Genomic DNA, 13,647 nt, shown 5'->3' with positions numbered 1-13,647 from the left:
CCTGGCTTCATGAAACGTCCAGAAAACCAGCAATGCCCAAGGCGGCTGCGGTAATCATGCACCGCAGTCGCCCCGGGGTGTCTACTGCGCCATGGCCTCCTGGGTCAGGGCACGCAGAACCGTCATTTCGGCGGCTTGAAGCTCGACCTGCAGGCTGACCAGCGTTTCGTCATAGGTGCTGTCGTAGTCGCGCGCCTGCAGCTGCGCTTTCCGCGCGAGCCAGGGTGCGCGTGCGGCGTCGAGCCGAACCCGGTGTTCACGGCGCAGGTAATCGAGCCAGTACTCCTGGCTCATGTGCCACTCCAGCAGCGTTGCATCGCTTTCCTGCTGCAGCACCTGGCTGGCCACCGTGTCGAGCTGCGCCGGCGTCACCGGCTCGATAGCCCCGAACAGCAGGCCATGGGGCTGGTTCAACAAACCCAGCCGTGCGCTCAGGCCAATCCGGTAGGCCAGCAACACCTCAACCTCTTCCATTTCGTCCACGTCGATATCGCGCGCAGCAGCACGGGCCCGCACATCGGCCAGCGCCAGGCTGTCGACGCGGTCCAGGCGGTACAGGCTGCGTGACAATCCGAGCAATTGGCCACTGCGCTGCGGGCCGTCGAGGGCGGGGTCGGCGGCTTGGTGATACATCTGTTGCCGTTCCAGGTCGGCAAACAGGGCCATCACCTGATCGCCGCAGGTTTCCGGGCGCTGGGCGATGGCGAACAGTTGCTCGCGCAGGGAGGGTGACGCCGCTGCCGCGTCGATGACCCTCCAGGCACGTTCGGCCAGACTGACCGGGACCGTGCGGTAGTCCGCCGTATCGCTGAGCCTGCCCAGAATCTGCACGAAGCGCTCGCTGCCCGGCATCGCGCGCAGGCCGGCAAGCCGTGCGGCAGCTTCGACGTCGGCCGATTGGGTGAGAATCTGCAGGTAGTCGAACACCACGCCTACGGCCTGCAAGCGGCTGACTGCAACGGCGTTCAAGTGTGTGAAAGACAGACTCAAGGGGCGAGGCACTCGAGGTTCGCCGCGAAAAAAAGCCAGCGCATGCAGCGGTGGTATTTCGACGATAGGGTTGTCGTCCAACTCGACCCAGCGCAGGCGCATCGGCTGACGATCCATCAAGGCCGTCAAGCCACTGGGCCACTGCTGCAACTGACAGTCGCGCAGGCCCAAGGCGCCAATGTCCTCCAGCAGGCTCAGGTCCAGGTGCGGACCCAGCGGGTTGCCCGACAAGTTAAGATAGTCCAGGCTGCGCAGGCTGCCCAGGGCCTGCATGGCTTGAGGGGTCAAGGTCATGCCATTGCGCCCCAGCCAGAGGCTTTCCAGGTTCGGCAGCCTGGCCAGGATGGGCAAGTGCTCGGCCATGGCCTGGCCATCCGTGTTGTCCAGGGCCAGGTAACGCAGCGAGGACAGGTTGGCCAGGCGCTGCACCGCGGGCTCGGGCAGCTGCATCGGGTTGTCACGCAGCACCAGTGCTTGCAGGCTGGGCAACGACGCCACCTCATCGAACATCGTCGGCGAGGCCTGCAGACGGTTATCGTCGAGCGCGATCATCTGCAGTTCGCTCAACGCCGTGATACCCGGCGGGATGCGGGTCAGGTAATTGCTCTGTAATTCCAGATGCTCCAGATGGGGAAACATTTCCAGAAACCCAGGCGTCAACTCCGTCAGCCCACATTGCTCCAACGACAGATAGCGAACCCGGGAAAAGTCTCCCTCCAGCACGGGCAGTGCGCCGATGCGCAACTCCGAGAGGTCGAGCACCTGAGACAGTTCTCCGGCGTCGTCCTGCGCCAGGGGTGCCTCGCCCCGCCAGGCGGCCATGATGCGCTGGCGCGCCAGTTCGCGATCTGCGCTGGCGACCGCAATGGCTTGCCCGTCGGCACCGGGTGTGGTGGTGGTTTCCTGTGCCCAGCGGCCAAGCAAGGCATCCAGTCGTCGTCCTTCGTCGACGCGTGCCTGTTGCCGCACAGCGCTGAGGGGCTGCGTGGGTTGCGCCATTTCATTCCGGCCCTCGTCGCCACGACCGCCGCGGCCGCTCAGACGATATCCCCAGCGGTCTCCTGCCATGCGCTCGGGCGCCAGGAAGGCTCTGGGGCGGCGCTGGCCAATGAGCCGAGCGGCCCGTGGTCGATCCCTGACTGCCATGGCCAAGAGCTTGTGAGGCAAGAGGGTTCGCTGCTGCTGCTCGGTCATGCCCGCCATCAGGCCTTTTCGCAGTGTCGCGGTTTGTCCATTGCCCGCGCCGGTCAAGCCGAGGATCGCGCGATTGAGCTGCACCTCCCACAGGCTCGAGCGTGCCTGGCTGGCCAAGCGCAGCGGGACCTGGGACGCGCTAACGAGCTGCGTTCGCTCGCGGTCATTGGCGCTAGCGGCGAGTTCCTCGGCGACCACCTGCGGCAGGCCGGGAAAGTCCCTGAGCAACGGCGCCGCCGGGTGATCGGCAGCCAGTACCGGCGCAACCTTGCGCAGACCTGCCAGCGCAGCCACACGCTCGTTCGCCGGCAGCGCCAGCACTGTTTGTTCGGCGCGCAGGTCATCGACGCACGCCCTGATCAGCGCCGGTAATTTGCCCCCGGAGCGATGCAGCTGGCGCAACTGGCGCCCGCTGATCCCGCTGACCTGACGGACCCGTTGCAGCGCGGCATCGTCGAGCCCCTCGAGCGCGGGTCCGAACCGGCGCAACGCCTGGATGGCCGTCCACCGCCCCGGGTCTTCGTGGTCGGCGCGCCAGGCGCCCTCGCCGTTGTGAGTCAGGGCCAGCCGATAATCGACGTCGGCTGCAGGGTGTTCGATGTACCAAGAGGCGGTCTTGACGTCGTAGCTCTGTCGGTAGAACAACCCCTCATGCTTGATATAATTACTGCCGCCATGCGCATATTGCCATTGCGCATTCGGCACGACCGTCTCCGGCAACGGTTCGCGGGCCGCGAAGGCTTCCAGGGTCGTTGGCCACAAGCAGGTACGTCCGGCCCGATCGACGACCGGCAGCATGCCGGCCACGAACGGACTGCGCGCCAACGCTACGCCGGCCGCAGCCGTCGCCCCGACCAAAGCGAGGTTGGCGGCCACATCGAAGAAGTGCGCTGCCGCTTCTTCGGTTTGCCCGTGCGTCCAGTCGTCCATACCGACGAACAGCTCACCGAGCAACTGAACGGTGCCTGCGGCCGCCATCAGCACGCCCAGAGCCGGTACGGACAATGCCGCAACGTTGAGTAGCGTCACCCCTTGCTGCAGGTAGTGCATCCACCGCGCCTGCCGCTCGGCCGTGTCGATATCGGCAGTCGGAACTATTGAGTAGCGAGCCGCCGCCTCGCGTATGGCCAGCATCGCCTCGTTCAGCATCGGTACCAGAGGCCCGGCGTTGACCGTTCTGCGTAAACCGATATCGGCATCCGGATCGTCCACTGGCCCTTGGGCAACGCCCCAACTCAGCCGTTGCGGACGCAAGGTGTTGTTCAGCCGCAGGAAGAACTCACGCCGCTCGGGCTCGGCCACGAATGAGGCGAAATAGCTCTGGAACTCACCGTCACGCAACCGCAGGCGCAATTCGGAGCTGAACGCATCGAAGCTTTCATACTGTTTGAGTGCACCGTCGGCAGCGCCGGGCATGTAGACGATACAAGGCGCGCTTGACTGGGTGCTGGTCTGGATAGACATCAACCCGTGCAGCGCCGTGCCGCCGTGCACCCAGGTGACCAGCCCCCGCAGATCGCACAGCATCACTGGCTGACCAGCCCATTTCACCACGCCAGGCGTGTCCGCAATCAGTTGCTGCACCACTTTGCAGGCCTGTGCATCGAGACGACCTTGCAACAACGCCTGTTGCGCCTGCACGGCCAGCTCGCTGCGGATATTGCTGCGAAATGCACCCTTGACCCACTGGCTGCGGATCGCCGTGGGCCTGAACACTTCATTGAAGCGTTGCTGGTAAGCCTGGCCCAGATCAAGTTCGCGGCACAGCTTGGCGAATTGGTGGGGTTGCACCGCGATTGTATCCTTGACCTGATAGTGCCAGCTGTAGCCCCAGCGCAGTCCCTGCTCGTTCACCTTCAACTGCAAGGCGTCGGGCTGCAGGAGCAGCGTGTCGCTGGTGAAGTGGCCCGGGGTCGCTTCCTCTTCGCTGAAATTGGCCATGGCGGCCTCCAGCAAGGTGCGCCTACGCACGTTGAGCGGTCGGCCCAGGATGGCCGAGCCGCGGTCGAACTCGACCCATTCGGCGCGTGTGACATCAATACCCTGCGCAGAACCGAACGCGGCGTCGAATGCCTGTTGCAGACGGGAGCGGGCAAAATCGGCCGGGGCGACAAAGTCACTGGCCAGGTACTGCGCCGTCGCCTGGCTGGCGCGGCTGCGGCGCAAGGCCTCTTGGTAGGCACGGATAGCCGGGGGATCGGCCGCCTGCAACCAGTCGGGGACATGGCTGGCGATGACGGCGAAATGGGCGGGGGTGTCGCTGACATGTGGGAAGAGTGCTGGGGTAACCAAAAGTACGCTCCAATCCAGGCAATCCACGGCGACATGCCGCAGATTGCCCAGTGGAGCAAGGCGCCCGAAGCGCCCGGTGCTACATAACGCTGGACGTTACCAGAAACGCTGCTGGCTGAGCTTCTCCCAGGCCTTGCCGGCCAGGTGCTCGATCGAACCGCTGGCCGCCAGGCCTACACGCTCTTGCAGGCTCTTGGCCTTGGCGTAATGAAGGTGGAACACCTCGGCCTGCCGAGCCCGTTCGGCCAGGTACTCGTCGCTGGTCTTGAGTTCGTCGACCAGCTGCTTGTCGAGCGCCGCCACGCCCAGCCAGACCTCGCCAGTGGCCACATCGTCGATCGACAGCTGCGGGCGGTAATGGGCGACGAAACTCTTGAACAGCTTGTGGGTGACGTCGAGGTCTTCCTGGAACTTCTCCCGACCCTTCTCGGTGTTTTCGCCGAACACGGTCAGCGTGCGCTTGTATTCGCCGGCGGTGAGCACCTCGAAATCGATGTCGTGCTTCTTCAGCAGCTTGTTGACGTTGGGCAACTGCGCGACCACGCCGATGGAGCCAAGGATGGCGAACGGCGCACTGATGATCTTCTCGCCAATGCAGGCCATCATGTAGCCGCCGCTGGCGGCTACCTTGTCGATGCACACGGTCAACGGCACGCCGGCCTGGCGGATACGTGCCAGTTGCGAGGAAGCCAGACCATAGCTGTGGACCATGCCACCGCCACTTTCAAGGCGCAGCACGACTTCGTCGTTGGGGGTGGCCAAGGTCAGCAGTGCGGTGATTTCATGACGCAGGTTCTCGGTGGCGGAAGCCTTGATGTCGCCGTCGAAGTCGAGGACGAAGACCCGATGCTTGCTGTCAGGCTTTTTCTTCTTGGCTTTCTTCTCGTTTTTCGCCTGTTCCTTGCGCAAGGCCTTGAGCTTGTCCTTGTCGTACAGCCCACCCTCGAGCCGCTCGCGCAGGCCCTTGTAGAAGTCATTGAGCTTGCTGACCTGCAACTGGCCGGCCGGCTTGCGCCGACCCTTGGCGCGCAGCGACGCGATGGCGGCCAACACCACCAGGATGGCAGCGACCACGGTGACGGTGCGGATCAGAAATCCGGCGTAATCGGCGAAAAACTCCACGGTGACTCCTTACATGCATGACGCCCGCCAAGCCAGGCGGGCGATGGAATGAGCCCAGCATACCGGGGGGCAAAGCCTTGGGCCAGCCGTGAAACGATCGCCATCAAACGAGCCATTCAAACGCACGTATGATTATTCGTTGACAGGCGTTGATACCCCCCCTAACCTCGCAGGACTTTCCCTGCCCTATCGAGTCAGGCCGCCCAAGCCCTCGCGATCGTTGCATACCTCCAACAAAAGGACCGCACCATGACCTCCGTAGCTGACGCCGTACACGCCATGAAAGCCAAGTTCAATCCGGAAGCCGCCAAAGGCCTGGACCTGGTATTCGGTTTCAACATCACCGACGAAGACAAGCAGTACGCGCTGCTCGTGAAGGACGGCACCTGCGAGTTGCAGGAAGGCGAAAACCCGGACGCCAACGTGACCCTGGTCATGGACAGCGAAACCCTGAAAGGCATCGTCAGCGGCGAAACCGACGGCATGCAGGCATTCATGGGCGGCAAGCTGCGCGCCGAAGGCGACATGATGCTGGCCATGAAGCTGAGTGAACTGTTTCCGGTCTGACCACCGCCTCGCAGCACCGACGACATGCCCCGACCACGACTCGGGGCATGTTCGCCGAGTCTTTCACCCCGCTCCCCGTCACATATGTACAGCTGTCGCGCCATCGCATCGCTCTAGCCTTGACCGCTCCCAGGCCGGCACCCGCCGCCTGAACCGTCGATGGAGCGCATCATGGCCAACACCCTCCCCTGGTTTCATTCGCGTCAACTTGCCCAGTGCATGTCTCGCCAACTTACTCAGGCCCTGGACACGGAGCAAATCAGCGTCGTCGAATACGACTGGCTGCGTCGCCTGCCGGATCAACCGAGCATCCCGGACGACATGCAGGTCTGCCTGCTGGACAACGCCGACCCTGGGGTCTTTTGCGGGCTGCGCATCACCCATGCCGATGCGGACAAACCGGCAGCGTACTATTACTCGCCACAGACCGGCATCCTCCCGTTCGACAGTGGCACCGCCTTGCGCGCAGCACTCGTCGCCCGCTCGCAACTCGAGGTCAGCAGGCGCTGGGACAAGACGCGCGAGCCTAAATGGCTGTCGCTGACGCAGGCGCCCTTCAAGCGCTGGATGAAATCGATCATCCTGGCGCAGGCACGGCGCCTCAAAGCGATTGACCGCACCTGGCAGCAACTGCCGCGGCTGATCGACATCCTCGACCAACGCCTGACCGCAGCGCTGCGTACCGCGATGCCCGCCAGCGATCCTATCGTCCCGCGCACTCACAAGGTGCACCGCATCGACCGGCAGACCCAGGCGGTGACCAATGTGCAGCGCCTGCTCGATGCCGCTGTGGACGTGCTGGCCGACTTGCCGCAACCCGATTGTGAGCATCGATTCCTGGGCGTCTACGGGCAGACATTGAGCGAGGCCGATGCGCGGTGCTACGGCACGACCCTGAAAGAGACCACGACACAACTGCCTACACACTATGCCGCCGCGTTGGCCGATTTCTGGAAAGCCACGCCCACGAACGAGCGTGTGAGCCTGCGAGATGGACTGAGCGACAGCCTGCAAACGGCCTACCTCAGCGCCGTGCTCGAAGCACAAAGCCATTTGCGCGTCAGCACTGCTCAACTGGGGCTGCTCAAGTCGGTGGCGACCCTGCAGCCGCCTGCCGGCCTGCGCCTGGAAACCCTGCAGTTCAATACCCCCGGAGCACCGGGCGACAAGCCCGTGGCCTGGCCCGGTCTGTTGATCATCAGCGACGCCGACCGGCGCAGCCTCGGGTATCACCTGTTCAGCACGGATCAGGGGCTGACGCATTGTGCCGACCTGGAAGCGTTGAACAGCTATCTGCAGGGCCTGGCCTCCCAGGCAGGCGACAGCCTGAGGGTCGTCGAGCGCGATCAAAGGCTGTTCAACACGACAATCCTGCCTGTACCCGAGCGCCTGGCCGTGACCGGGCCAGGCTTCGATGCCTTGGCAGATGGGCTGATCGACCTGCAACGCCGTCGCGTGTCGGAAGTGCTCGGCAACAAGGCCGAGCTGCGCCCCTCGCCTCTTCTGGCCGTCGCTCAGGCGCTGGATCTGCGCAATCTGGTCCATCCTCGTCTGCACTGGCTCGATGCCGACCACCCAATCGAAGGCTCCGTCGTGCAGGCCGTGGAACAGGCCAAGGATCAGGGTGAGAGCAACTGGCTGCTGCAGATCGAAACCCTGCGCACTCGACAACGATCAATCGTGCAACGCAGCCTGGCCGTCAAAGACGGCGTGCGTGTCCTGCTTGCACCTGGCCTGCTGGCCATGCAGTCGCCGTTGTCGGCCAAGGAGCTGCACCTGCACATTGCCGGCGCACCGGAGTTGGCCGCGGTTGGTCTGACCGACTACTTTCTGGAGCGGACCAGCGGCGCCATCTTGACCTCGCTGACCTCGGCAGATCGGGTGCTGGACCAGGCCGGCGTGGAAGTCAGTTGGCCAGACGTCGAACAGATAGAGCAGCTCGTGCGGGCCTGCAGCCCGGCGCTGACACAAACCTACCGCCGCCTGGTCCGCCGACGGATGTCGGCAGCGCAACCGCCCTATCTGGGTGCCTATGACTTGCCAGGCCAGCGGCGGGCCCTGCGGGAAATCGGCCTGCGTACCAACCTGGCCATCGCCCGTCGCGAAGGCACCATCGACAAGGCGCTGCTGGAGCTGCTTGCCACGGTGGTCGATTACCCTACGGCCCGCCTGCGCAATGCCACCGACACCGACGTGCATGCCATCTATTTGAAAACGCCTTCGGAAACGAACACCGTCCCGCTGATCGACATGTTCGTGCTGCATCGCCACTCCGAACCGAGCGGCCCGGTGCTGATGTGGTCCGGCCACCATGGGCTGTATGCCTTCGACTCATTGCAGCAGATGAAAAAAACCATCGCTGCCGCCATCAACCACCCCGATGCCCGCGCACCCTGGCTCAGGGGCCTGGACCCCGCCGTGATGACGAGATTGCTGGAACACTTTCAGGCCGCTACGGTGTCAGGCGTGCAAGTGGAAACCCGCGCGGTTGCCGGCGACTTCATCACCGAGCTCGATGCGATCGAGTGTCATCGCCAGCTCACCGCTATCGGCGTCGACATGGCGCTGGCCATCGAATGCGGTTTCTCGGCCAAGCTGTTTCAGCGCAACGCCGACTACAGCCGGGGTGAAGACATGCTCACCATCGGTCTGGACCGATTGGCCGTCGATGCAGCCAACGTGCAGCTCGCCGAGCTGCTGCCGCCCTGGATCAAGCGCGCCAGCGCGGTTCAGCTCTCCCGCTACACCGCCATCCTCGGACGCTGCCTGGCCACTGCCAACACGAAAAGCAGCTACCTGGCGCAGATTCCATTCATCGGCGATTTCTCGCGCGCGCGTTTGCGCACGTCCATGGCCAAGCTCTGGCCAGCAGGGCCGCACAATCCGGACCGGGTAGTGATCAAGCTGACCGATACCAGCGGCGGCGGTATCAGCAGTGGCGGCATGATGGGCACAGGTACGCTGGACAGTCGCACCAAAACCCTGACCGAGTGGGCGATAACCCAATTCTCCGGATCTTTGTCCAGCGAAATGCACATCAGCCTGGACCCACCCTCGCTGATCATGGATGTGCCGACCACGCACCAGGTCCGCAAAGTGGTCGATGACGCAGATGTTGGCGGCGAATACCGCAAGCTGCTGGCTGCCAGGCTTTCCACGACTTCCGGTGACTATGCCTTGCGCCGTCTTCTGTTCGCCAAGGCCCTGCCGGCGCAGATGCTGCGCAACGCAATGGAACGAGAAATGCAGGGCAAGATCAGCCCGGCGGCAACCGACATGATCGCCCAGGTGGTGGAGATGCCAGATGGCGTGGCCCGCGAGCCTTTGAATGGCCAGAGGATCACCCTTGGCCCGCTGGGGTTGATCCCGGACGTGGGCATGCCAGCCGATATCGCCTGTGGCATGTACTTGATCGCTCCGGTGCAACCCGACAGCGGTCCGGTGGTGCTCTACACCTGCTATGGCGAGTCGGATACTCTGCGCGAGTACGCTTCGCGGGCCCAGTTGCTCGAGCAGGTCAAGACCAACGCCACGCTTCAGGCGCAGATCCTCAGCCGGCTGCCTGAAGAGGTGCATTCACGCTATGAGCATTCCGGCTTCAGCGAGCCTCATATCCCGTGGACCACCGAAGTCAACGACGGCCAGAGACTGGGCAAACCGCCGACCATTACCCTGCTCGATCAGCCAGAGCAAGGCAACGCCTTGTACTACCTGTTCGAAGACAATCTCCAGCTCATCCAACTGCTGGCTCGCCAGCAGACCATGTCTTCGGGAGAAGCGAGCTGGAATGCGTTCTGTCACATCGTCAAGCTGGGAATCGAGCAAGGCGCGATGATCCTGCCCAGCGCCGTCGGGTCCCTGGTGGCGCTTTACCAATCTCAGCAGTTGCTCAACGACTCGGTCAAGGCGATCGGTCGCAGAAACTGGGGCGAGGCGCTGGCCGACTTCGTCGCCGCCCTGGCTTCCATCGTCGGTGCGCGCCGCAGCGCCGAGCATTTCAAGCGCGAAATCGAGGATGCCGAAAGCACCGACAACGTACCCAGGGCGCTGGTGGGGGACCGGTCCTACCGCGGCCTAAGTGCTGAACTGGCCACCCTGGAAGTCACCGACGTGGCGTTGAACAGGCTCAAGCATGACGCCCTGCTCAACATGTATGAAAGCGCCGACACCCTGCATCGCTATGCCATCGTCGATGGCAGGGTCATGGAGGTCAAGCGCGCCGAGCAAGGTTGGTACATCGTCAGCAAAGGCCGTGAAGGGCCAACCATCACCCTGGATGACCAGCAGAAGTGGCACGCCGATCTCGAGATTGCGCGAATGGGCGCCGGGTATTCCTTGATGGACAGCTACGACACCTGGATCACCGACATCAACATACCCGACGTATACATCACTCTGGCGGAGGGCAGCGAGCAGATCCGCCAGCTCTACCCTCGTCATCACCAGATGATCGTACGCGCCCATGCCCATGCAATCGAGTGCTTGCGCATTGCGCTGAAAAATCTCAACCAGAAATATCCCTACATACCCCTGCCGGCGCAGACCCTGGACATTCTGACCGACGTGTTCGAGGTGGACGTCACGCCGGCCATGCTGCAACGCCTGCGCAGTGGCTGTGTGCAGTTGCTGGACGCACTGACCAGCGATGCCCTGGATCCACACTCATCCCCGCGCTATTGGGACGGGCTCAACGAGGTGGGCCATCAGGGCAACCACGCTTTCGTCTGGGAAGGCGATCCGCGAAAACGCATATTCCTGACCGAGAAATTTTTCGACCTGCCGATCGAGACCCTGATGTATTCCCGTCGAGAACGCACTCCAGCGCAGCTCTATGCGCACCATCAGGCCGCATCGCTGCTGCACGAACTCAGCCATCAGGTGCTCAGGACCGTGGACCTGGCTTACCTCGACACCTTCCAGCCGCTGCACCAGCATTTTGATGACCTTGGCGGCACGCATGGGCAGTCGCAGGTGTATGCGCGCAGCCTGCTCAAGATCCGCCAGGATGCGCTGTCATTGAGTACGCCGGTTGCCAAGCTGTTCACTCGCATGGGTTCCAATGGTCGACGCGATTTTCGCCCCAGCGACGGACGTCAGCACAAAACGATTCTGCGACTGACGGGCAAGACCAACCTGGCCGACGCCCGCGTGTCCTTCCGGACCGACCCCGACGTGCGCTCGAAGCTGATCATGGCCAATGCCGATTCAGTCACGCTGCTGGTTTTCCGCCTGGGGCAGGAGGTGTTCACGTCGTCATCTTCCTGAAGATATTTTCAGGTTCCATTAGGCGCAAAGATCAAGCGCTCTGTTTAATAATGAGTATCATTATGTTACAAGTTAGCATCCTATTTACTCGTTGAACGGTGCGAAGTGCTGGTTCCATTCTTGATCATGCTGCGCGAAGGGATTGAAGCCGCGCTCATCGTTGGCATCATTGCCAGCTACCTGAAACAGACTGGTCGTGGTCAATGGATGCCAGCGGTCTGGATCGGCGTGTTCCTGGCAGCGGCCTTGGCCCTGCTGGTGGGCGGCGGCCTTGAGTTGATGAGCGCGGAATTTCCGCAGAAACAGCAGGAATTGTTCGAAGCGCTGATCGGGCTGGTGGCCGTGGTCATCCTCACCTCCATGGTGTTCTGGATGCGCAAGGTTGCGCGCTCCGTGAAGCACTCGCTGCAGGCGGCCCTGGATCAAGCCCTCACCGGCTCGCGCCACCAGGTCGCCGCACTGATCGCCATGGTGTTCTTCGCTGTTGCCCGTGAAGGTCTGGAAACGGTGTTTTTCCTGCTCGCCGTGTTCCAGCAGAGCGAAGGCCCCGGTGCGCCCATCGGCGCCCTGCTCGGCCTGCTGCTGGCGGTGGCCATCGGCTTCGCGATCTATTCGGGCAGCATGCGCCTGAACCTGTCGCTGTTCTTTCGCTGGACCGGATTGCTCATTCTGGTGGTAGCGGCAGGCATTCTCGCCAACTCGGTGATGGCCCTGCACGAGGCCGGTGTCTGGAACCGTTTGCAGACGGTGGTTTTCGACATCAGCGCCACACTGCCCATGGACGGTCCGATCGGATCGGTACTGGCCGGCATGTTCGGCTATCAGGACGCACCGACGGTCAGCACCCTGGGCGCCTACCTGATCTACCTGGTGGTGGCATTGGTGGCGTTCTTCATGCCCCATGCCGCGCCGAGGCCGGTCAACTCCTCCCCTGCCACTCATCAGTAAGGCTTCCATGTCCAACCCAGTCAATGGCGCGCCGCCGCGCCTGATGCGTCTGGCGCTCGCCGCCTCGGTGGTGGTGATGATCGCCGCTGGCGGCCTGTTCTATTACGCATCGCAAGTCGCTTCGAGCAAACGTCAGGCCAGTGCGCAGAACGAAATCGTGGTGAACATCCATCCGCACAATTGCGAGCCGGCAGCGCTCACCGTGGCTGCCGGGCGCAACAGCTTTCGCATCGTCAATCGCTCCGAACGCGCGGTGGAATGGGAAATCCTCGATGGCGTGCTGGTGGTCGAAGAGCGCGAGAACATCGCGCCCGGCTTGAGCCAGGTGATCAACGCCAATCTGCAGCCCGGGGACTATCAGATCACTTGCGGCCTGCTCAGCAACCCGCGCGGCACCTTGAAGGTCACCCCCACTGCCGAGTCCGACGCTGCAGCCAAGGCGCGGCCCTCGATGGTGGCCTTCGTCGGCCCTCTTTCGGAATACCGGGTGTATCTGGCGACCCAGGGCAGTGGCCTGATCCGCGCCGTGGACGCCTTGAACCAGGCCATTGTCGCCGGTGATCTGGCGCAGGCACGCAGCTTGTACGCCCCGGCACGAGCCGCCTATCAACGTATCGCGCCTGCCGCGCAACGCCTGGCCGAACTGGACAATGCCATCAATGCTCGCGCCGACTACTACGAGAAGCGCGAACAGGACACGGCCTTCAGTGGCTTCCACCGCTTGGAGTACGGCCTGTTCCAGCAGAACAGTGTGAACGGTTTGGTGCCGGTGGCGCAGAAACTGGCAACCGATGTCGCCGAATTGAGGCGCCAGCTGCTGGCGCAGCCATTGCCTCCCGAACAACTGGTGGGCATCGTTGCGCGCAACCTGCACGCGCTGGCGGACATTCGTACCAACGGTGAGGAAGAGCGCTACAGCCACACGGATCTCAACGGCTTCGCTGCCAATCTGGAGGGTGCGCGCAAGGTGGTCGACCTGCTGCGTCCACTGTTGATCAAGTCCGCGGCCGAGTTGCTGCCGCGCATCGATGACGCGGCGGATGAGTTGGCCATGCAGTTGGCGAGTCTGCGCAGCGGCGACGGCTATCAGAGCTACGAGACGGTCAGCACCGAGCAGCGCGAGCAGATAGCCACCCAGGCCAAGGCCCTGGCCGATGCCCTGGACGGCATCGACCCAGCCCTGGGCCTCTCCACCCTGCGCTAACCCCGGACGCGGCGTCGCCCCCTGTAGCAGCGGCTCGAGACGCGTCCGGCTCCGCTGCGGTCGAC

General features: G+C 63.3%; 6 protein-coding genes. 4 read left to right on the top strand and 2 right to left on the bottom strand.

Annotated features, from left to right (window positions below; all coding sequences use genetic code 11):
* Positions 1–81: 81 nt before the first annotated feature.
* On the bottom strand, positions 82–4,476 hold the full coding sequence (locus IFT57_RS10490; protein ID WP_192151331.1) for an NEL-type E3 ubiquitin ligase domain-containing protein: 4,395 nt from the start codon (positions 4,474–4,476) through the stop codon (positions 82–84).
* A 96-nt stretch (positions 4,477–4,572) separates the two neighbouring features.
* Complete coding sequence (gene sohB, locus IFT57_RS10485; protein WP_122795740.1) at positions 4,573–5,598, bottom strand: protease SohB; 1,026 nt, start codon at positions 5,596–5,598, stop codon at positions 4,573–4,575.
* Positions 5,599–5,847: 249 nt separating this feature from the next.
* Here sohB and IFT57_RS10480 point away from each other — a divergent pair, with 249 nt between their 5' ends.
* The 4 genes from IFT57_RS10480 to efeO all read left to right on the top strand — a co-directional run bounded on the left by IFT57_RS10480 (position 5,848) and on the right by efeO (position 13,582).
* On the top strand, positions 5,848–6,165 hold the full coding sequence (locus IFT57_RS10480; protein ID WP_185793470.1) for an SCP2 sterol-binding domain-containing protein: 318 nt from the start codon (positions 5,848–5,850) through the stop codon (positions 6,163–6,165).
* Between the two features lie 171 nt (positions 6,166–6,336).
* Positions 6,337–11,430, top strand: coding sequence for a dermonecrotic toxin domain-containing protein (locus IFT57_RS10475; protein ID WP_192151330.1), 5,094 nt, complete (start codon positions 6,337–6,339; stop codon positions 11,428–11,430).
* A 105-nt stretch (positions 11,431–11,535) separates the two neighbouring features.
* Positions 11,536–12,378, top strand: a complete 843-nt coding sequence (gene efeU, locus IFT57_RS10470) for an iron uptake transporter permease EfeU (protein WP_192151329.1) — start codon at positions 11,536–11,538, stop codon at positions 12,376–12,378.
* Between the two features lie 7 nt (positions 12,379–12,385).
* On the top strand, positions 12,386–13,582 hold the full coding sequence (gene efeO / locus IFT57_RS10465; protein ID WP_192151328.1) for an iron uptake system protein EfeO: 1,197 nt from the start codon (positions 12,386–12,388) through the stop codon (positions 13,580–13,582).
* The last annotated feature ends 65 nt before the right edge of the window (positions 13,583–13,647 follow it).

This window comes from Pseudomonas sp. CFBP 13719 (genome assembly GCF_014842095.1).
In the GTDB taxonomy this organism is placed as follows: Bacteria; Pseudomonadota; Gammaproteobacteria; order Pseudomonadales; family Pseudomonadaceae; genus Aquipseudomonas.
Note: the sequence above shows the minus strand (reverse complement) of the source record. Positions and strands in the feature narration are given on the sequence as shown.

Excerpts from the sequence above, each read along its gene's own strand:
- IFT57_RS10480 (WP_185793470.1), top strand. The coding sequence starts at position 5,848 with ATGACCTCCGTAGCTGACGCCGTACACGCCATGAAAGCCAAGTTCAAT.
- IFT57_RS10475 (WP_192151330.1), top strand. The coding sequence starts at position 6,337 with ATGGCCAACACCCTCCCCTGGTTTCATTCGCGTCAACTTGCCCAGTGC.
- efeO (WP_192151328.1), top strand. The coding sequence starts at position 12,386 with ATGTCCAACCCAGTCAATGGCGCGCCGCCGCGCCTGATGCGTCTGGCG.